Source organism: Pararoseomonas baculiformis (assembly GCF_017813395.1).
Taxonomy (GTDB): domain Bacteria; phylum Pseudomonadota; class Alphaproteobacteria; order Acetobacterales; family Acetobacteraceae; genus Roseomonas; species Roseomonas baculiformis.
The window spans coordinates 26,565-47,055 of record NZ_JAGIZB010000004.1; the positions used below are offsets into that span (position 1 = coordinate 26,565).

Here is a 20,491-nt window from a genome sequence, read left to right on the forward strand (position 1 = left end):
GCCCCCGAATAGCCCGCCCTGCCCTAGACCGAGAAGTACTTCGCGCGCGGATGGTGCAGCACGATCGCGGAGGTGGATTGCTCAGGATGCAATTGCCATTCGTCCGAAATCGAGACGCCGATCCGTTCCGCCTTCAGCAACCGCAGCAGCGGCTCCTGGTCCTCCAGCTTGGGGCAGGCCGGGTAGCCGAAGGAGTAGCGGCCGCCGCGATAGCCCTGGGACAGCATCTTCTCCATCTCGCGCTCGTCCTCGCCGGCATAGCCGAGCTCGGCACGAATGCGCTTGTGCACATATTCCGCCATGCCCTCGGCCATCTCCACCGAGAGGCCGTGGAGGTAGAGGTAATCCTGGTAACGATTCTCCTCGAACCATTCCCGCGCCATGTCGCTGGCCTTCTGGCCCACCGTGACGACCTGCAGGCCAATGACGTCGCGATTCTCCGGCCCGTCATCCACGTCACGCACGAAATCGGCGATGCAGTCGCCATCGTCCTTCGGCTGGCGCGGCAGGGTGAAGCGCGTGGCCTCCGTCACCCCATCCTCCTCGAAGAGGATGAGATCATTCCCCTGCCCCGCGCATTTCCAGTAGCCGTAGATGGCTTGCGGCTTGAGAATGTCCCTTTCCTCGGTGATCTGCAGCATGCGCCGCAGCACGGGGCGGAGTTCCTGCTTGGCCCAGCCCAGGAAATCGTCCAGCGACCGGCCCTGCTTCCGGAAGCCCCACTGGAATTGATACAGGCTGCGCTCGTTGATGAAGGGCACGATTGCCTTGGGCGGGGCCTCCACCACGCGCGCACCCCAGAAGGGCGGGTTGGGCACGGGCTCATCCGCGGTCAGGCGCCGGCGGCGCCCCTGGGCATAGCCGATCTCCACCGGAGCGAAGCCGCGCGCATCGGCGGTGCCGAGGGTGCGGCGTTCATTCCGCCCCTTGCCGGCGCGCTTGGCCTGCAGGGCGGCCAGGTAGTCGTCGAAGCCGTTGCCCATCACCTTGTCCATCAGGTGCAGGCCGTCGAAGGCATCGCGCGCATAAGCCACCCGGCCGGAGGCATAGGCGCGGACGCAATCATCCTCGACATAGTTGCGCGTCAGCGCCGCGCCGCCGAGCATCACGGGGATGTCCACGCCCTGGCGCGACATCTCCTCCAGGTTCTCGCGCATCACCACGGTGGACTTCACCAGCAGGCCGGACATGCCGATGGCATGCGCCTTGTGCTCGCGCGCGGCGGTGACGATGTCCTGCAACGGTACCTTGATGCCGAGATTCACCACCTTGTAGCCGTTGTTGGTCAGGATGATGTCCACGAGGTTCTTGCCGATGTCGTGCACATCGCCCTTCACCGTGCCGAGCACGATGGTGCCCTTCTCCTGGCCCTCCACGCGCTCCATGTGGGGCTCGAGATAGGCCACGGCGGCCTTCATCGTCTCCGCGCTCTGCAGCACGAAGGGAAGCTGCATCTTGCCCGCGCCGAACAGCTCGCCCACCACCTTCATCCCGTCCAGCAGGATGTCGTTGATGATGGAGAGCGGCGTGATGCCCTTGGCCAGCGCATCGGCCAGCTCGTCATCCAGCCCCTTTCGGTCGCCATCGACGATGCGGTCCTTCAGCCGGCCCTCCACCGTTTCGGCCTTGGCGCGCTTGGCGGTGTCGGCGGCCTTGCGGCCGGCAAAAAGCTCCAGCAGGGCCTGGAGCGGGTCGTAGCCCTCGGCGCGGCGGTCGAAGATCAGGTCCTCGGCCACCTTCACCTCCTCGGCGGGGATGAGGTGCAGCGGCTTGATCTTGGAGACATGCACGATCGCGCCCGTCATGCCCGCCTTCACCGCATGGTCGAGAAAGACGCTGTTCAGCACATGGCGCGCGGCGGGGTTGAGGCCGAAGGAGATGTTGGACAGGCCGAGGATGATCTGGATGTCCGGGAACCTTTCCCGGATCAGCCGGATGCCCTCCAGCGTCCAGAGGCCGAGCTTACGGTCGTCCTCATTGCCCGTCGCGATGGTGAAGGTGAGCGGGTCGATCATCAGGTCGCTCTGCGGCAACCCGTAGCGATTGCAGGCGAAGTCCACGAGGCGCTCGGCGATGCGGAGCTTGTCCTCGGCGGTCTTGGCCATGCCCACCTCGTCGATGGTCAGGGCGATGACGGCGGCGCCGAACTTCTTCGCGAGAACCATGCGGTCCGCCGCATGGCCCTCGCCATCCTCGAAGTTAATCGAGTTGATGATGGGCTTGCCGCCATGCAGCTTCAGCGCGGCCTCGATCACCGGCGTCTCGGTGGAATCGATCACCAGCGGGGCGTTCACGCTGCTGGTGAAGCGCGTGACCACCTCGTTCATCTCGGCCATCTCGTCGCGGCCGACAAAGGCGGTGCAGATGTCGAGGGAGTTGGAGCCCTCTCCCACCTGCTCGCGGCCGATGGCAACGCAGCCGTCCCAGTCATGCGCGGCCTGCCGCTCACGCCACGCCTTGGAGCCATTGGCGTTGCAGCGCTCGCCGATGGAGAAATAGGCGTTCTCCTGCCGCAGCGCGACAGAGCCGTAGAGGCTGGCGACCGAGGGGATCCAGACCGGCTTGCGGAGCACCGGCGCGGGGCGGTGCCTTGCGCCGCCCAGCCTGCGCAGCATCGCGTCCAGCCCCTGGATATGCGGGATGGAGGTGCCGCAGCAGCCGCCGACGAGGTTCAGCCCGTCCTCGGTGATGAAACGCTCCATCCAGCTCGCCATCTCCTCGGCGCCGAGCGGGTAGTGCGTCCTTCCGTCCACCAGCTCCGGCAGCCCGGCATTGGGCTGGCAGGAGATGAGGCCGCGCCAGTTCTGGGACAGCCAACGGACATGTTCCGCCATTTCCTGCGGGCCGGTGGCGCAGTTCAGGCCGATCAGCGGCACGTCCAGCGCATCGATCACCGTGGCCGCGGCGGCGATGTCGGGCCCCACCAGCAGCGTGCCGGTGGTCTCGACCGTCACCTGCACGAAGATGGGGATGTTTGCGTTGAACTCCGCGATGGCGCGCTTGGCGCCGTTCACCGCGGCCTTGATGAAAAGCGTATCCTGGTTCGTCTCGGTCAGGATGGCGTCGGCGCCGCCCTCGATCAGCCCACGGCACTGCTCGGTCAGCGCCTCTTCCAACGCGTCATAGGGGATGTGCCCAAGGCTCGGCAGGCGTGTGCCGGGGCCGATATCGCCGATGACCCAGCGCGGGCGGCCATCGCTGAAGCCCTCGCTCGCCTCCCGTGCCAGCTGAACGGCGGTGCGGTTGATCTCGCGCGCGCGGTCCTGCAGGTCGAACTCGCCGAGTGTCACCGGGCTGCCGCCGAAGGTGTTGGTCAGCACCATGTCCGCACCGGCCTCGAAATAGCCGCGATGGATCTCGCGCACGAGGTCGGGGCGGGAGAGGTTCAGCACCTCCGTGCAGTTCTCCTGTCCCCAGTAGTCCTTCTCGACATCCAGGGTCAGGGCCTGCACGCGGCTGCCCATGGCGCCGTCGCAGAGCAGCACGCGGTCGCGCAGCGCGTCGAGCAGATGCGGTCGGGACATGTCTTTTCTCTCAGGCAGGCTGCACCGCGGTCGCGCGATGCGCGGACCACAGGCGGACATTCAGGGGGCCGGGAATTTCGACCGGCGGGGACAGGGCGCAGCCCGCTTCGCCGAGCCAGCCGGCCAGCTGCGCATCGTCGAAGCCGGGCCAGCGATGGGCGTGGCGTTCCATGAGGTCGGCGCGGCCATGGGCGGCCAGATCCACCACCAGCAGCACGCCTTCGGGCGAGAGCACGCGGGCGGCCTCGGCCAGGGCGGCGGCGGGGTCCTCGGCGTAATGCAGCACCATCTGCAGCGTCACCGCGTCGAAACCCTCATCCGGGAAGGGCAGGCGGTACATATCGGCCTGGCGCACGGCGCAGCGCGGGGCCAGGCCGCGCTCCGCCAGGCGGCCGCGGGCCAGGGCCAGCATGTCGCGGCTGGCATCCACGCCCAGGGCGGAATCGCAGCGCTCCGCCACCAGCTCCAGCAGCTGGCCGGTTCCGGCGCCGATATCCAGCAGGCGGCCGATGCGGTCCGGCAGGCCCGCCAGCAGCGCCGCCTCGATCTCGGCGGCGGGCAGGCCCAGGGCGCGCATCTCGTCCCAATCCGAACCCGCATTCCGGAACGCCTCGGACGCCGCGCGCACCCGCTCGGCACTCAGGCGGGCGGCGAGGCGGCGATCCGCGGCCAGGAGGGGATCATCCTCCGGCAGGCGGGCCAGGATGGCGCGGGCGAGATCGGCGCGGGCGGCCAGGGAGAAATAGACATTCGAACCCTCGGGCATCCGCTCCAGCAGCCCGGCTTCCACCAGCAGCTTCAGGTGCCGCGAGAGGCGTGGCTGGGACTGGCCCAGGGCGGCGCAGAGATCCGTGACGCAAAGCGCGCCACGGGCGCAGAGCGCGAGCAGCCGCAGCCTTGTCGGCTCGGCGGCGGCACGAAGCTGGGCCAAGGTCTCTTCCATGACTTGCACATGACATAACGATATCTTTATGTCTATCGCAAAGGAGCATCGCCATGCCCGTCTTTGCCGATGGCCGGATTCCCGTCACCGTGGTGGCGGATGAGGCGGGGCTGGCCGCCAGCCTCGCCGCGCGCCCCGGCGCCGCCATTCTGGCGGAGGCGCCCCCCTCCCCGTTGCCCGCCGGTGCCGTCGTGGCAGGCGGCTTCCGGGCGGAGCCTGGCCCGCACCCCATGGCCTGCCATTGCTGCGCGGGACGTGGCCCATTCGCGCAGGCGCTGGATGCCCTGTTCCTGGCCCGGGTCAAGGGACAGTCCGAGTGGTTCAGCCGGGTGGTGGCGCTTCTTCCCTCCATGGAGGCCCGGGAGGCGCTCGCGGATACGCTGCGCCAGGACGCGGTGGTGGCCAGCCGCTTCCGGGCCGAGGCACCTGGCGCGGCCTAGCTGCGCCGGGTTGCGACGGCGCCGCCGAGCGTGCTGCATATCGTTACGAGCAGGAGAGAACCTGCCGGATTCCAGGGAGGAACGAATGCAGCGACGCCCCTTGATGGCCGCCGCGCTCGGCACGGCGGCCGCCATGCTGGCCAGCCGCCCCGCGCGGGCCCAGGCTTGGCCCAGCCGCCCCGTCCGTATCATCGTGCCCTTCGCTGCCGGCGGCGCCACGGATATCCTTGCCCGTGCCCTGGCGAACCGCTTCGGGGCCGAATGGCCGCAGCCCGTGGTGGTGGAGAACCGCACGGGCGCGGGCGGCACGATCGGGACGGAAGCCGTGGCGAAATCCGCCCCGGACGGGCATGTGCTGCTGCTCGGCACCAGCGCCACCCAGGCCATCACGCCGCATCTCTATCCCAGCCTGTCCTATGACACGGTGCGGGATTTCGCGCCGATTTCCATGGTGGCCACGGTGCCCATGGTGCTTGTTGTCCATCCCTCGGTCCCCGCGCGGGATGTGCCGGCCCTGGTCCAGTACGCGAAGGCGAATCCGGGGAAGCTCACCTTCGCCTCCTCCGGCCAGGGGGCGATCACCCATCTCGCCTCGGAGCTTTTCGCGTCCCAGGCCGGGATCCAGCTGACCCATGTCCCCTACAGGGGCAGCGCCCCGGCGATTGCGGACCTGCTGGCCGGGCGGGTGCTGATGATGATCGACCACGCGCCCACCGTGCTGCCGCATATCCGCAGCGGCGGGCTGCTCGCGCTCGGCACGGCCGGGCCGCAGCGAACGCCGATGCTGCCGGAAGCGCCCACCCTCGCCACCTCCGTGCCCGGGGTGGAGGTGACCTCCTGGTTCGGGCTGCTCGCGCCCGCCGGAACCCCCGCGCCCGTGGTGACGACCGTGAACGAGGCCGTCCGCCGCGCGCTGACGGACCAGGATGTGGTGGCCCGCCTGCGCGAGCAGGGGGCGGATGCCATAGCCAACAAGCCCGAGGCCTTCACGGCCTTCATCATCGAGGACCGGAACCGCTGGGGCGGCGTGGTGCGCGGCGCCGGCGTGAATCTCGGCTAGTCACGCTGGGCTAGGCCGGCGCAGCCGGGCCAGGGAACCGGCCGGAACGCCTGCCCCTGCCCCCCGGCTACGCCCCCCCTGCTACGGCCCCGAAGCGCGAAGGGGCGCCGGGACGAAGCTAACAGGGTTCATCAGCTTGTTCTCCTGCTTCAGCAGGTAGCCCGCATCCGCGCTCATCTGCAGATAGGCGACCCAGGCCGGATCGGCCTGCATGGCGGCGCGCCGGCGTGCGCGGTCCGCCGCGTCCTCGTACATCCAGATATGGACATAGGTGTTCACGTCGCCGGTCTCGGTCGTCAGATAGGCGAGCGGCATGCCGAGATGGCGCGTCTGCACCGCCCAGCCATGCTCCTCATAGATCGCGAGATGCTTCTTCAGCGTGCCCGGGCGGCAGGTATAGGTGCGATGGTCCAGCAGCATTCCCGTTCGGTCCCCCAATGCCAGCCGGAATCGTGGCTTCCCGGCTCAGGCGGCGCGAAGGAGCCCATAAGGGGGCGCCATCGTCAACGCGCCCCGCGCCTCACGCCGGGAGGTTGCGGTCGCCTTCGCCAAGGGCCTTCTGCATGTAGACCACATCCACCCAGCGCCCGAACTTCATCCCCACGGACCTGGTCAGCCCCACCTGCTTGAACCCGAGCGAGAGATGCAGGCCGATGGAGCCCACATTCTCGGAATCGCCGATCACCGCGATCATCTGCCGGAAGCCGGCGGCCTCGGCGCGCCCCAGCAATCCGGCCACCAGCGCCTTGCCCACGCCCTGCCCGCGCACGTCGTCGCGGACATAGATCGAATCCTCGACCGTGTAGCGATAGGCCGAACGCGGGTGGAAGTTGTTGTAATAGCCGTATCCAAGGATGCGGCCCTCCTCCTCCACCACCAGCCAGGCATGGCCGGCGGCCTGGATCCGGGCCATGCGCGCGGCGATCTCCGCCGCCGGGGGCGGCTCCTCCTCGAAGGTGCCGGTCCCGTGCAGGACGTGATGGGCGTAGATCGCCGCGATGGCGGTGGCGTCTTCGGCAGTGGCATCGCGGAGCGGCATGCGCGATGCCTAGAGCAGATCGGCGCGGCGGGGAATGACCCCGCCGCCGCGAATCGCGCGCCGCGTCAAACCGGCAGCCCCATCCGGTCCGCCACCTGCTCGGCCAGGGCCAGGAGGGCGCGGTCCCGCCCCGGCGCGGCGACGAGGGACAGGCCCACCGGCGCGTCGTCCACCGTGGCCGCGGGAATGGAAACCTCGCAGAGTCCGCCCATGCCGGCGATGGAGGTGACGGCCAGCGTCACCTCCCGCACCCAGAGTTGCTCGGCCGGCGAGGCATCGAGCTTCGGCGCGACCAGCGGGGAGGTGGGATAGGCCAGCACGGCACCCCCTCCCAGCAGGGCCGCCAGCCTGTGCCGAAAGCCCTGGCGGAAGCTGCGGGCCGCTTTCACCTTCGCCGGGTCCATGTCGCGGGCCATGGCGAAGCGCTCGGCGACGCCGGGGCCCAATTCCGGCTTCGTCGCCTCGATCCAGCCACCCAGGGTCGCCCAGGCCTCCTCGGCCTGGAGGGCGCGGAAATGTTCGTAGAGGGCGGGCAGCGTCTCCGGCACCAGCCAGAGCTGGAGCCCGGAGCCGAGCACCTTCTCCACCGACTCCAGCGCCGGCGCCAGCGCGGCCGCAACGGCGGGCTGCGCGTTCATCCAGGCTTCCTGCACGCGCAGCACCGGGCCGAGCGGCGCCTCCCCACCTTCCGGAAGCAACGCCTCCCCGGCAAGGCGAAGCACCGAGGCGCGGGCGGCGAACCAGCCCGCCGTGTCATAGGACGGAGCGAGCGCCCGTGCCCCGACAAGCGATACTGCCCCCCAGGAGGGCCGGATGCCGTAGATGCCGCAGTAGGAGGCCGGGATCCGGACGGATCCGCCCGTATCCGAGCCCAGAGCGATATCCGCCTCGCCCCGCGCCACCACGGAGGCGCTGCCGCAGGAGGAACCGCCGGGAAAGCGGTCCGGCGCCGCCGGGTTCAGCGGCGTGCCGTACCAGACATTCTCGCCGGTGAGGCCAAAGGCCAGTTCCACCGTCTTCGTCTTGCCCAGGAACCGGGCGCCGGCCTCCGCCAGGGCCAGCACCGCGGGTGCGGTGGAAACGGCGGCACCATGGGTGCGCGCCCAGTCCGGGTTGCCATAGGTCGTGGGATGCCCGGCGACGTCGTAGAGATCCTTCGCCGCGAAGGTCAGGCCGGCCAGGGGCCCGCCCGAGGCATGGGGAAGCGAGGGCCGCTTCCCCGGCATGAACCCGCTGGCCCGATCCTCGTCGCTCATCCGCACCCACCATTTCGTGATCAATGCGGATGCTGCGGCAGCACGGCCTTCCTGTCCACCGCCGGGCGGCCCTGGGCCGCCCGGTTTCCCTTGGCTCAGCGGGCCCGGAGAAGCTCCGGAACCCGCAGCAGGATCAGCTCGTTGTCATCCGCCCGGGTCAGGTGCCGGCCGGCGCTGAAGGGCAGGTTGTTGTCGTTTCCGACGATGATGTGGTCGGCATCCACCACCGCCACGTTCTCGATGGTGAAGAAGGGAAAGGTGAAGCGGTCCCGCGGGGCATCCGGCCCGACATCGCCGCGCTGGCGGGCGACGCCCTCCGGGTCGCGGATCGCCATCAGGTCGATATGGCCGATCTTTCGCACGAAGCCCTCCCCGTCCACGTCGCCCAGGTCGATGAGGCTGATCCGCTTTACCCGGGCGGGGTTGTGGAAGCAGGCCGGGGGCTGCTGGCCCTGCCCGCAGGCGCGGGCCGGGTCGCCCTCGGCATCGTCGCGCTCGATCACCAGGGCGCGGCGGTCATCCACCATGTTGAAGTCACCGATGGCGGTCGCGCCCTCGGCCAGGCGGAAGCGCAGGTTGCGGCCGGTCCAATCGGCGCGCGCGGTGTCGAACTCCACGATGCGGAGGAAGCGTCCCTCGGCCTGGCCCTGCGCCGTCAGCAGCGGCTTCTCCAGCATGGCGTAGAGGCGGCTGCCATCGGGGCTGGCCGCCATGCCCTCATAGCCGCCGCTGCGCTGGGCCTGGAAGGCGACGCCCGCGGTCGGGCTGGCGGGAATGGAGAGTTCGGGGTGGTCGGGGCCGCGGATGGCGCGGCCATCCACCATCGTCTCCACCACGCGCTGCACCCGCCCCTCGGCGTCCACCTGGATCAGGAAGGGGCCGAACTCCTCGCCGATCCAGAAGCCGTCGCCGATGGGCTGGATGCTCTCTAGGTCGAAGTCGCTGCCGGTGAGATAGCGGCGCTCCGTGCCCTCATGGGCGATGCGGAAGGGCACGCGGCGCTCGGGATCCGAAAGGAAAATGGTGCGCTCCACCGCCACCTGGCCCGTGCGGAAATCCGGGCGGATCTTGTGGAACATCAGCAACGCATCGGGGCTGTTGCGCTTGTTGCCGAAGCCGTTGTCCGTCAGCACCCAGTAGGCACCGGGCTCGCCCGCCACGGGCTTGATGCCGGAGAAGCCCTGGAGCGGCTGGCCCTGGAAGGGGAAGGACAGGCCCGTCGGCCGGCCGTTCGGCGCTGGGCCGGTGGTGCCGGGGATGCTGCCCGGCGCATCGACCCGGCGCGGCGTTGGCCCGGCATACTTGCCGGAAACGCGGGCATCGGCCGGCGCATCCGCCGGGGGCTGGACCATGGTGTTGGCGGGCAGGATGGCATGGCCCTCCAGCACGGCCTCGAAGCGCTGGTCGGCACGGGCGGGGCCGGCCAGGGCCAGGAGGGCGGCGGAAGCCAGGAGCAGGGCACGCATGATTCGGTAACTCCCCCGAAAATCGCGGCGGGGTTACGTGCCCATGGTTTCAGCCGCTTGACCGGCGCGTGACGAAGCCATGGCGGTTCCTGGCGCTCAGGCCAGCGTGGCGCCGAGCAGCAGGCAGGCGGAGGCGCCGAGGCTGAGCCCCCAGCGCAGGCGCATATAGGCCATGGGCACCAGCCCGTGGCGCGCCGCCAGGGTTTCCACCAGGGCCGTGGTCAGCAGGATGGCCGCGAGCCCGACCAGGCCGGCGCGGAGCGGCATCATCAAGGCCACCCAGGCCAGCAGCGCCGGCGTCACGCCGAGGCCCATGCGGCCCCATACGGCACCTTCCTCACCGGGTGCGGGCCGCATCGCCAGCCCCCAATGCACCGCGCCGAGAAAGGCAGCTATGGTGGCGCCATAGGCGTGGAGCAGGCTGAGCCCGATGGCGCGCCATTCCGGTACCAGCAGGGCCAGCAGGACCAGGGCGCCGAAGGGAAGCAGCCCTGCGGGACCGAGGATGCGGGCGGGGCCGGGAAGCGTCTCGGGCATGACACCCATCTCGGGTCGCGCCGCCCGCCTGCAAGCCCGGCGTCAGCCGGCCACCCAGGGCAGGGGCGGGTGCTGCGCCCGGGCGAGGGAGGCGCGGGGGCGGCCCTGCCCATCCCAGTTCGCCTCGTCCAGCCAGGCCGCGATGGCATCCCGGCGGGCCGGCCATTCATCGGCCAGGATGGAGAATTGCGCCGTGTCCCGCAGGCGGCCCTTGATCACCTTGATGGCGCGCAGCGTGCCCTCGTAGCGGAAACCCAGCCGCGCCGCGGCATCGCGGGAGGGCTGGTTCAGGGCGTGGCATTTCCAGACGAGGCGGCGATAGCCGAGATCGTCCATGGCATGCCGCATGAGCAGGAACATGGCTTCCGTGGCTGCGCGGGTGCGCTGCATGCGCGGGGAGAACCAGATATGGCCGATCTCGATGGCGGAATCGGCCGGGAAGATCTCCATGAGGGTAAGCCAGCCATCGGCGGTGCCGGTGGCCTTCGGCCGCACCGCCCAGGCCATCGGGTCGTGCTGCGCGGCGAAGGCCGCAACATGGCGCCGCATCGCCGCCTCGTCCGCGAAGGGGCCGTAGCCGAGATAGGCCCAGCCCGGCTCGGCCCCTGGCGATTGCGTGGCCTGCCAGAGCTCCGCGGCATGGGCGGCCTGCAGGGGTTCCAGGGTGACGCTGGCGCCCTCATGCCGGATGCGGGCCGGCAAGGGACGGGGCGTCGGATCGACTTCGGGGCCCAGGGGCGGCTCGGGCAAGGGAGAATCGGGCATGGAGGGATGCTGCCGGGGCATGGGCGCCTCCTCAAGCCGCGCGTGCCGCCGCATTGCACAAGAGGCGCCCCCACCCCATACCGTGCGCCCATGTCGACCGAACCGACCCCTCCCAACCCCAGCGCGGACCCGAAGCGGCCCGCGATGTCCGCCTTCCTGAACGAGACCGTGCTGGAGGTCCGCCACTGGACCGACCGGCTCTTCTCGTTCCGCTGCACGCGTGACCCGGGCTTCCGGTTCCTGGCGGGGCAGTTCGCCATGATCGGGCTGATGGTGAACGGGAAGCCGCTGATGCGCGCCTACTCCGTCGCCTCGCCCCCATGGGAGGACACGCTGGAATTCCTCTCCATCAAGGTGCAGGACGGTCCCCTCACCTCCCGGCTGCAGAACATCCAGCCCGGCGACAACGTGCTGATCAACCGCAAGCCCGTGGGTACCCTGCTGCTGGACAACCTGATGCCGGGCAAGCGGCTGTGGTTCCTTTCCACCGGCACCGGCCTGGCGCCCTTCATGTCCCTGATCCGCGAGCCCGAGGCCTATGACCGCTTCGGGAAGGTGATCGTGACCCACACGGTGCGCGAGGTGGAGGAGCTGGCCTACCGGGACTACATCACGAAGGAGCTCACCCAGCACGAGCTCCTGGGCGAGATGGTGCGCGAGGGACTGATCTATTATCCCAGCGTGACCCGCGAGGAATTCCCGACCCGCGGCCGCATCACCGAGCTGATGGACAGCGGCAGGCTCTATTCCGATCTCGGCTTCCCCCCGCTCTCGCTCGAGGATGACCGCGTGATGCTCTGCGGCTCGCCGGAGATGCTGGCGGACACGCGCCTGCGCCTGGAGGCGCTGGGCATGGAGGAGGGCAGCGCGCATGAGCCCGGGCACTTCGTGGTCGAGAAGGCCTTTGTTGAGAAATAAAGGCGCGGCAAGGAAGATATTGCAGCCTCGATAGAATCGAGGCAGGCTTCCCAGGGAGCGTGCCCGTCAGATGGTGCGCCACGAGGGAAGAATTCATGTCCGAGAAAGCAAGGGCAGGCCGTCGTGGCCTGCTGCGCGCCGCTGCTGTCGGCGCCACCGGGGCCGCCGTCCTCGCCACGCCCAGCGTGAGCCGCGCGCAGACCACCACGCTGCGCTTCCAGTCCACCTGGCCCCAGCGCGACATCTTCCATGAATTCGCGCAGGACTACGTGGAACGCGTGAACCGCATGGCCGGCGGGCGCCTGCGGGTGGAGCTGCTGGCCGCCGGCGCTGTTGTCGGCGCCTTCCAGGTGCTGGATGCCGTTCATTCCGGCACGCTGGATGGCGGGCATGGCGTGGCCGCCTACTGGTTCGGCAAGAACAAGGCCTTCTCTCTCTTCGGCACCACCCCGCCCTGGTTCGGCGATGCCAACCAGCTGCTCGGCTGGTTCTACCATGGCGGCGGCGAGGCCCTGTACAAGGAGCTGCTGCACGACATCCTGAAGGTGAATGTCGTCGGCTTCCTCTCCGGCCCCATGCCCACCCAGCCCTTTGGCTGGTTCAAGCAGCCGATCGAGCGGGCGGAGCAGATCCGCGGCCTGAAGTACCGCACGGTCGGCCTGGCCGCTGACCTTCTGGCCGAAATGGGCGCCGCCGTCGTCTCGCTGCCTGGCGGGGAGATCGTCCCGGCGCTGGAACGCGGGGTGATCGACGGGGCGGAGTTCAACAACCCCTCCTCCGACCGCGTGCTCGGCTTCCCCGATGTGGCGAAGAACTACATGATCCAGAGCTATCACCAGAAGGTCGAGAGCTTCGAGATCCTGTTCAACCGGCAGAAATACGAGGGGCTGCCGCCCGAGCTCCAGGCCGTTCTCCGGTACAGCGCGGAGGCCGCATCCGCCGACATGTCCTGGAAGCTGCAGGATCGCTACTCCAAGGACCTGCTCGAAATGACGCAGCGGCAGGGCGTGCAGGCGCGCCCCCTGCCCCGCCCGGTGCTGGATGCGCAGCTCGCGGCCTGGAACAAGGTGATCGAGCGGCTGGAAGGCGACAACTCCAACCCGCAGAACGGCCCCTTCTTCAAGAAGGTGTGCGACAGCCAGCGGGACTGGTGCCGCCGCGTGGGCAACTTCTTCCTGCGCTACGAGGCCAGCCAGGCCGTCGCCTACAACCACTTCTTCGCCAATCGCTGACCGGTTCCGGCGGGGCCGCGCGCCCCGCCGGCACCCGCCGGAAGCAAGGGAGTAGCATGCAGCGGATCCTCTTGGGCATCGACCGGCTCTCCACCCTGGTGGGGCAGGCCTTCGCCTGGTGCATCGTCGCCCTGACCGCCGTCGTCACCTATGAGGTCGTCGCCCGCTACGCTTTCCGGGCACCCACCACCTGGGGCTATGACGTCAGCTACATGCTGTACGGCACGCTGTTCATGATGGCGGGCGCCTATGCGCTGTCGCGCAACGGGCATGTGCGCGGCGATTTCCTTTACCGCATGATGCCGCCGCGCCGTCAGGCCTGGCTCGACCTCGTGCTCTACATCCTGTTCTTCTTCCCCGCGATCCTCGCCTTCATGATCTCCGGCTGGCACTTCTTCCAGGAAAGCCTGGCGCAGAACGAGCGTTCCATGTTCTCGCCCAGCGGCCCGGTGATCTGGCCCTTCAAGTTCCTGATCCCGCTGGTCGGCCTCCTGCTGCTGCTGCAGGGCCTGGTGGAGGTGGTGCGCTGCATCCACTGCATCCGGGACGGGGTCTGGCCGAAGCGCCTCTCGGACGTGGAGGAGATGGACCAGCTGATCCTCGCACAGGCCGAGGCGCGCGGCGCGGAAGCGCTGGCGGCGGAGCTGGCGCATGGCCGCTCCATCACCCTGCAGCCCCCTGCCGAGGCCGTGATGCGCGAGCGCAGCGGCGACCAGCAGGACGGGCGTTGACACAACCCGAACTCAGGCAAGGCCCTCTTCCGGCATGAGCGATCCCGCCCTCGGCCTGACCATGCTCGGGCTGTTCCTGTTCTTCATCCTGCTGGGCTTCCCGATCGCCTTCACGCTGATGGCGATGGGGTTGTTCTTCGGTCATCTCGGCATGGGCGACCGAATCTTCGACCTTCTGGTCCAGCGCACCTATGCGGTGATGGCGAATGACGTGCTCATCTCCGTCCCGCTCTTCGTCTTCATGGGCTATGTGATCGAGCGGGCGAACATCCTGGACCGCCTGTTCCGATCCCTGCAGATGGCATCCGGCAACATCCCGGGCAGCCTGGCGGTGGCGACCATGGCCACCTGCGCGCTCTTCGCCACGGCCACCGGCATCGTCGGCGCGGTGGTGACGCTGATGGGGCTGCTGGCCTTCCCCGCCATGCTGAAGGCCGGATACGACGTGCGGCTGGCGGCGGGGGTGACCTGCGCGGGTGGATGCCTCGGCATCCTCATCCCGCCCTCGATCATGCTGATCCTCTACGGTGCCACGGCGGGTGTCTCGGTGGTGCAACTCTATGCCGCCGCCTTCATCCCCGGCGTCACCCTCGCGATCTGCTACATGCTCTACATCATCATCATCGCGATGCTGAAGCCGGAGCGGGCACCGCGCCTTCCGCCGGAGGAGCGGAACATTCCCATGGGCACCGTGATCTGGGCGCTCATCACCTCCTTCGTGCCGCTGGCGCTGCTGATCGCCTCGGTGCTCGGCGCGATCCTGATGGGGCTGGCCACGCCGAGCGAGGCCGCCGCCATGGGCAGCCTCGGCTCCGTTGTCCTGGCCATCGTCTATCGCGCCTTCACCTGGGCGAAGCTGCGGGAGAGCGTGTTCCTCACGGCCCGCACCTCCGCGATGGTGTGCTGGCTCTTCGTCGGCTCCTACGTCTTCTCCTCGGTCTTCGGCTATCTCGGCGGGCAGTCGGTGGTCGAGGAGTTCGTGAAGTCGCTGCCGCTCAACTCCTTCACTTTCATGGTCCTGGCCCAGGCCATCATCTTCGTGCTGGGCTGGCCGCTGGAATGGACGGAGATCATCGTGATCTTCGTGCCGATCTTCCTGCCCCTGCTGGATGATTTCGGCGTCTCCCCGCTGTTCTTCGGGGTGATGATCGCGCTGAACCTGCAGACCTCTTTCCTTTCCCCGCCCGTGGCCATGGCCACCTTCTACCTGAAGGGCGTGGCACCGAAGCATGTGCGGCTGGAGGAGATCTTCGCGGGCGTGATGCCATTCATCTACATCGTGGTCGCGACCATGGTGGTAATGTATGTCTTCCCCGAGTTGGTGACCTGGCTGCCCGAGACCCTCTATGGCGGCCAGACAGTCGCCGAGCCCGGCATGAGCACGGAGGCCCCGCCCAGCGGCGGCTTCGCCGAGGAGGAGACCCTTCGCGAGTGACGCGTGCCGCCCGTGCCGCCGGCTGGATCGCGGAGGCGCTTGCCACCGGCAATTCTCTCGCCGCCCTTCCGCCCGAGGTCGCCCCGCGTGGCCGGGCGGAGGGCGAGCGCGTGGCCCTCGCAGCGCTGGAGGCGCTGGGCATCACGCCCTGCGGCGTGCGGATGCTGGACGGCATGGCCGGCCCCATGATCGAGGCACGCCTGCTGCCCGAGGGCACAAGGGCCGCGCCGCTCCGCCATCCGGTGGCGACCGCCGCGCTGGTGGGCGTGCTGGCCGAGGCGCTGCAGCCCGATGACGATGCGCGGCCACGCATTGCCGCGCTGCACATCGCGCTCGACATCGCGGATCATCGCTTCACGGAGGTTCCCGTCGCGATCGGCGCCCGGGTCGCCGACCTTGCCGGGCTCGGCTTCGTCGTCGTGGGGCCGGCCATCAGTTCCTTGCCGGATCTCGTGGTGGTCGAGGGCCGGCCCATGGGGCCGCGCGACGCGCTGGCGCCGGTGGCGGCCGAGGCACGCCGACTCGGCGGCCTGCCGGCCGGCGCGCTTCTCATCGCGGCGGGCCTGTCCGGCCAGATCATGCCGCGCGAGGGAATCGTTGCGGCAGGTTTCGGCGCGCTCGGCACGGTGTCCGCCCGGCTGGGCTGAAGCGTTCCGCGCGGTGCCTGCCGCCAGGCGCGGCCCGGGGAAATCTTCAGCTTTCTCCCTAGCGATACGGCGCAGCATCGTTTTACGCTCGCCCCGATGAGTCTGCGCGACGGCTCGTCCCCAGCCACCGAAACCGGCCGGCTGAGGAAACCGAGGTCCGGGAAGCGTCGCGCCCCGGGGGGATTCAGGACCAAGCCCGACCATGAGCACCGCCTATTCAACAACCGCGGCGACGGACAAGAACCGCCCGATGAGCAAGGAGGAGAGGAAGGTCATCCTCGGCTCCTCTCTCGGCACAGTCTTCGAATGGTACGACTTCTACCTGTACGGCAGCCTCGCCGGGCTGATCGGCACCCATTTCTTCAGCCAGTACCCCGAGGGCACGCGCAACATCTTCGCGCTTCTCACCTTCGCGGCGGGCTTCCTCGTGCGTCCCTTCGGCGCGCTCGTCTTCGGCCGGATCGGCGACCTGGTGGGGCGCAAATACACCTTCCTCGTCACCATCGTCATCATGGGTGCCTCCACCTTCGTCGTCGGCCTGCTGCCGGGGTCGGAGAGCATCGGCATTCTCGCGCCGATCCTGCTGATCGTGCTGCGCTGCCTCCAGGGCCTGGCGCTGGGCGGTGAGTATGGCGGTGCCGCGACCTATGTTGCCGAGCACGCGCCGAACGGGCGCCGCGGCTTCTACACCTCCTTCATCCAGATCACCGCGACGGCGGGGCTGTTCCTGTCGCTGCTGGTCATCCTGGGCACCCGCACCATGACAGGTGAGGCCGACTTCGCCGCCTGGGGCTGGCGCATCCCCTTCCTGCTCTCCATCGTGCTGCTCGGCATTTCCGTGTGGATCCGTTCCACGCTGAACGAGAGCCCGGCCTTCAAGAAGATGAAGGAGGAGGGCACCGGGTCCAAGGCGCCGCTCTCCGAGGCTTTCGGCACCTGGAGGAACGCGAAGTGGGCGATCCTGGCGCTGCTGGGCCTGACCATGGGCCAGGCGGTGGTCTGGTACACCGGGCAGTTCTACGCGCTGTTCTTCCTCGGCTCGATCCTGAAGGTGGACGGACCGACGACGAACCTGCTGATCGCCTGGTCTCTGCTGCTCGGCTCCGGCTTCTTCGTCTTCTTCGGCTGGCTCTCCGACAAGATCGGGCGCAAGCCGATCATCCTCGGCGGCTGCCTCCTGGCGGCGCTGACCTACTTCCCGCTGTTCAAGCTGCTGACAGCGGAGGCCAACCCCGCGCTGCACCGGGCGCAGCAGACCATCCCGGTGCAGGTGCTGACCGACCCGGCGACCTGCTCGTTCCAGTTCAACCCGGTGGGCACCGCGCGCTTCACCCAGCCCTGCGACATCGCCAAGGCGGCGCTGTCCCGGGCCTCGGTGCAGTATTCGGTGGAGGCGCTGCCGGCCGGCACGCCGGCGTCGGAGACCGCGATCCGCATCAATGGCGGGGCGCCCATCCGGGCCACGGACCCCACCTTCGCGCAGCAACTCACGGCGGGGCTGTCCTCGGCGGGGTATCCGCTGGCCTCCAACCCCAGCGTGGTGAAGATGTCCGGTCCCTTCGACATCTTCCGCGAACAGCCGGCAGTGCTGATCGGCGTGCTGACCCTGCTCGTGATCTACGTGACCATGGTGTACGGCCCGATCGCGGCGGCGCTGGTGGAGCTCTTCCCCACGCGCATCCGCTACACCTCGATGTCGCTGCCCTACCATATCGGCAACGGGTGGTTCGGCGGGCTGCTGCCGGCGACCTCGCTGGCGATGGTGGCCCAGACCGGCGACATCTACTACGGCCTCTGGTACCCGATCGTCATCGCGCTCGCGACGGTGGTGATCGGCGCGCTCTTCATCCCCGAGACGAAGGACCGCGACATCTTCGAGGCCGAGGAATCCGGCACCAACGCGCGGGCCTGACCATCCCCGCGTGATGGGATCAGGGCGCCGGGAGGGATCCCGGCGCCCTTTCCTTTTGCGAGCGCGCCCCCTTGCGCCGGGAAGGCGGCCCGCCCCAACCTTTCCGAAAAGGTCAGGGAGGAACGACATGCCAGATGGGGCCAGCGGAAGGTCCGCCTCCATCCTGGTCCTGGAGGATCGGGATGCCGTCGCCACCCTCACCCTCAACCGCCCGGCAGCGCGCAACGGCCTCTCCATCGCCCTGCTCGACGCCCTGGCAGCCGCGCTGCGCGACATCGCCACGGACCCCGCGATCCGCTGCGTCGTGCTCCAGGCCGAGGGCCCGGTCTTTTGCGCAGGCCATGACCTGAAGGAGATCACCGCGCGCTTCGCCGATCCGGATGGGGGCCATGCCTTCTTCGCCGATTCCATGGCCCGCTGCGCGGCGGTGATGCAGGCCATCCCCGCCCTGCCCCAGCCCGTGATCGCGGCGGTGCAGGGCCTGGCCACGGCGGCGGGCTGCCAGCTCGCCGCTGCCTGCGACCTGGTGATCGCGGCCGAGGAGGCGCGCTTCTGCACGCCAGGGGTGGAGATCGGCCTGTTCTGCTCCACCCCGGCCGTCGCCCTCTCCCGCGCCGTGCCCAGGAAGGCCGCCATGGAAATGCTGCTGACCGCGGAGCCGATCGGGGCGGAGGAGGCCCGGCGGATCGGGCTGGTGAACCGCATCCTGCCCGGCGCCGCGTTGCGGGCGGAGACGGCGGCCCTGGCCGCGCGCATCGCCGGGCGCTCCGCCCTGGCCGTGCAGCTGGGTAAGCGCTGCTTCAACCACCAGACCGGGCTCCCCCTGCCCCAGGCCTATGAGGTGGCGGCGGCCGCCATGGTGGAGAACCTGCTGGCCGAGGATGCGGCAGAAGGCATCGGCGCCTTCCTCGCGAAGCGCGCACCGGAATGGAGGCATCGCTGATGGACACCAACCCGCCCCTCTCCGCGAAGCAGGCCTATGACGCTCTGCCCCGCACGGAGGCCAATCACCGCGCCCTGACCCCGCTGCTCTTCGTGGAGCGCGCGGCGGCGGTCTTCCCGAACCGGGTTGCGGTGATCCATGGCGCGTTTCGCCTGACCTGGAAGCAGCACCGGGACCGCTGCGTGCGCCTCGCCTCTGCCCTGGCCGCGCGCGGCATCGGGCGCGGGGACACGGTGGCGGCCCTGCTGCCCAATATCCCGGCCATGATCGAGTGCCACAACGGCGTGCCCATGGCCGGCGCCGTGCTGAACACGATCAATATCCGCCTGGATGCCGACACCATCGCCTACATCCTGGACCATGGCGAGGCGCGCGCCATCGTCGTGGACCGCGAGTTCGTGCCCCTGCTGCAGCGCGCGCTGGAAATCGCGAGCGCGAGGCCGCTCGTCATCGAGGTGAATGACAGCGAGGCACCCTTCGACCACACGCTGGGCGGCGAGGATTACGAGAACTTCCTGGCCTCCGGTGATCCGGGTTTTCCCTGGCAGCCGCCGGGCGATGAGTGGGACGCCATCGCGCTGAACTACACATCCGGCACCACGGGCCGGCCCAAGGGCGTGGTATATCACCACCGCGGCGCCTATCTCGGCGCCATCGGCGATATCCTGGCCTGCGGCATCCCGCCGGCGCCCGTCTATCTCTGGACCTTGCCGATGTTCCACTGCAACGGCTGGTGCTTCCCCTGGGCGGTGGCCGCCGGTTCCGGCACCCATGTCTGCCTGCGCGCCGTGCGCGGCCCGGCCATGTGGGAGCTGATCAAGGCCCATGGCGTGACGCATCTGTGCGGCGCGCCGATCGTGCTGCAGACCCTGGTGAACGACCCGAACCGCATCCCCGGCACCGGCCTGGTCTTCGGCACGGCCGGCGCGGCGCCGCCCGAGGCGGTGCTGGCCGCCGCCGATGCCGCGGGCGTCACGGTGCGCCACATCTACGGGCTTACCGAATGCTACGGCCCATCCGTGGTGAACGAATGGCATCCCGAGCATGACGCGCTGCCTGCCCCGGAGCGCGCGGCACTGATGGCCCGCCAGGGCGTGCGCTATGTCACGCTGGAAGCCTTCGACGTGCTGGACGCGAATGATCGGCCCACCCCCGCAGACGGCACGACCATGGGCGAGGTGGTGATGCGCGGCAACACCGTGATGAAGGGCTACCTGAAGGATCCCGCCGCGACGGAGAAGGCCTTCACCGGCGGCTGGTTCCGCACCGGCGATCTCGGCGTGAAGCACCCTGATGGCTATGTGCAGCTGAAGGACCGCGCGAAGGACATCATCATCTCCGGCGGGGAGAACATCTCCTCCATCGAGGTGGAGGACGCGCTCTACAAGCACCCCGCCGTGGCGGTGGCCGCGGTGGTGGCGGCGCCGGACGAGAAATGGGGCGAGGTGCCCTGGGCCTTCGTGGAGCTGAAGCCCGATGCCGAAGCGACGGAGGAGGAGCTGATCGCCCATGCCCGGGCGCGCCTGGCGGGCTTCAAGGTGCCCAAGCGCGTCATCTTCCAGGAGGTGCCGAAGACCTCCACCGGCAAGCTCCAGAAGGTCCCGCTGCGGAAGGCCGTGCGGGAGGGGCTGGGCGCCTGAGCG

General features: G+C 69.3%; 18 protein-coding genes. 10 read left to right on the top strand and 8 right to left on the bottom strand.

Annotation, left to right across the window (positions count from 1 at the left end):
• Nucleotides 1-23: 23 nt before the first annotated feature.
• Nucleotides 24-3,524, bottom strand: a complete 3,501-nt coding sequence (gene metH, locus J8J14_RS05015) for a methionine synthase (protein WP_209378374.1) — start codon at nucleotides 3,522-3,524, stop codon at nucleotides 24-26.
• A gap of 10 nt (nucleotides 3,525-3,534) precedes the next feature.
• Nucleotides 3,535-4,467 carry an ArsR/SmtB family transcription factor gene (locus J8J14_RS05020; protein ID WP_209378375.1) on the bottom strand — a complete coding sequence of 311 codons (933 nt, stop codon included), beginning with the start codon at nucleotides 4,465-4,467 and terminating at the stop codon, nucleotides 3,535-3,537.
• A gap of 53 nt (nucleotides 4,468-4,520) precedes the next feature.
• On the opposite strand from J8J14_RS05020, the gene J8J14_RS05025 reads away from it, so the two are divergent.
• Nucleotides 4,521-4,907 (top strand): hypothetical protein, encoded by a 387-nt coding sequence (locus J8J14_RS05025; protein WP_209378376.1) that lies wholly within the window; start codon nucleotides 4,521-4,523, stop codon nucleotides 4,905-4,907.
• A gap of 85 nt (nucleotides 4,908-4,992) precedes the next feature.
• Nucleotides 4,993-5,967, top strand: a complete 975-nt coding sequence (locus tag J8J14_RS05030) for a Bug family tripartite tricarboxylate transporter substrate binding protein (protein WP_209378377.1) — start codon at nucleotides 4,993-4,995, stop codon at nucleotides 5,965-5,967.
• Nucleotides 5,968-6,048: 81 nt separating this feature from the next.
• Here the strand turns inward: J8J14_RS05030 and J8J14_RS05035 are convergent, their stop codons facing one another.
• From J8J14_RS05035 to J8J14_RS05060, 6 genes are all read right to left on the bottom strand, one after another.
• The gene (locus J8J14_RS05035) at nucleotides 6,049-6,387 is read right to left on the bottom strand and encodes an NIPSNAP family protein (protein ID WP_209378378.1); all 339 of its coding nucleotides are present in this window, start codon (nucleotides 6,385-6,387) and stop codon (nucleotides 6,049-6,051) included.
• Nucleotides 6,388-6,487: 100 nt separating this feature from the next.
• Nucleotides 6,488-7,006, bottom strand: coding sequence for a GNAT family N-acetyltransferase (locus tag J8J14_RS05040; protein WP_209378379.1), 519 nt, complete (start codon nucleotides 7,004-7,006; stop codon nucleotides 6,488-6,490).
• Nucleotides 7,007-7,071: 65 nt separating this feature from the next.
• Complete coding sequence (locus J8J14_RS05045; protein WP_209378380.1) at nucleotides 7,072-8,262, bottom strand: amidase; 1,191 nt, start codon at nucleotides 8,260-8,262, stop codon at nucleotides 7,072-7,074.
• Nucleotides 8,263-8,357: 95 nt separating this feature from the next.
• A complete protein-coding gene (locus tag J8J14_RS05050) occupies nucleotides 8,358-9,728 on the bottom strand; it encodes an esterase-like activity of phytase family protein (protein ID WP_209378381.1) in 1,371 nt (456 codons plus the stop codon).
• A 96-nt stretch (nucleotides 9,729-9,824) separates the two neighbouring features.
• The gene (locus J8J14_RS05055) at nucleotides 9,825-10,265 is read right to left on the bottom strand and encodes a DUF3429 domain-containing protein (protein ID WP_209378382.1); all 441 of its coding nucleotides are present in this window, start codon (nucleotides 10,263-10,265) and stop codon (nucleotides 9,825-9,827) included.
• 42 nt (nucleotides 10,266-10,307) lie between these two features.
• Entirely contained in the window at nucleotides 10,308-11,051 is a 744-nt protein-coding gene (locus J8J14_RS05060) for a GNAT family N-acetyltransferase (RefSeq protein WP_245215425.1), read from the bottom strand.
• Nucleotides 11,052-11,174: 123 nt separating this feature from the next.
• Here J8J14_RS05060 and J8J14_RS05065 point away from each other — a divergent pair, with 123 nt between their 5' ends.
• The 8 genes from J8J14_RS05065 to J8J14_RS05100 all read left to right on the top strand — a co-directional run bounded on the left by J8J14_RS05065 (nucleotide 11,175) and on the right by J8J14_RS05100 (nucleotide 20,488).
• Nucleotides 11,175-11,948, top strand: a complete 774-nt coding sequence (locus tag J8J14_RS05065; protein ID WP_209378383.1) for a ferredoxin--NADP reductase — start codon at nucleotides 11,175-11,177, stop codon at nucleotides 11,946-11,948.
• Between the two features lie 95 nt (nucleotides 11,949-12,043).
• Complete coding sequence (locus J8J14_RS05070; RefSeq protein WP_209378384.1) at nucleotides 12,044-13,180, top strand: TRAP transporter substrate-binding protein; 1,137 nt, start codon at nucleotides 12,044-12,046, stop codon at nucleotides 13,178-13,180.
• A 56-nt stretch (nucleotides 13,181-13,236) separates the two neighbouring features.
• On the top strand, nucleotides 13,237-13,911 hold the full coding sequence (locus tag J8J14_RS05075; protein ID WP_209378385.1) for a TRAP transporter small permease subunit: 675 nt from the start codon (nucleotides 13,237-13,239) through the stop codon (nucleotides 13,909-13,911).
• A gap of 34 nt (nucleotides 13,912-13,945) precedes the next feature.
• Nucleotides 13,946-15,346, top strand: coding sequence for a TRAP transporter large permease (locus J8J14_RS05080; protein ID WP_209378386.1), 1,401 nt, complete (start codon nucleotides 13,946-13,948; stop codon nucleotides 15,344-15,346).
• Nucleotides 15,343-15,993 carry a hypothetical protein gene (locus tag J8J14_RS05085; protein WP_209378387.1) on the top strand — a complete coding sequence of 217 codons (651 nt, stop codon included), beginning with the start codon at nucleotides 15,343-15,345 and terminating at the stop codon, nucleotides 15,991-15,993. The genes J8J14_RS05080 and J8J14_RS05085 overlap by 4 nt, the downstream gene beginning before the upstream one ends.
• 202 nt (nucleotides 15,994-16,195) lie before the next feature.
• The gene (locus J8J14_RS05090; protein WP_245215426.1) at nucleotides 16,196-17,905 is read left to right on the top strand and encodes an MFS transporter; all 1,710 of its coding nucleotides are present in this window, start codon (nucleotides 16,196-16,198) and stop codon (nucleotides 17,903-17,905) included.
• Between the two features lie 127 nt (nucleotides 17,906-18,032).
• On the top strand, nucleotides 18,033-18,848 hold the full coding sequence (locus J8J14_RS05095; RefSeq protein WP_209378388.1) for an enoyl-CoA hydratase: 816 nt from the start codon (nucleotides 18,033-18,035) through the stop codon (nucleotides 18,846-18,848).
• Nucleotides 18,848-20,488, top strand: coding sequence for an AMP-binding protein (locus tag J8J14_RS05100; protein ID WP_209378389.1), 1,641 nt, complete (start codon nucleotides 18,848-18,850; stop codon nucleotides 20,486-20,488). Before J8J14_RS05095 ends, J8J14_RS05100 begins: the two co-directional genes overlap by 1 nt.
• Nucleotides 20,489-20,491 lie beyond the last annotated feature (3 nt).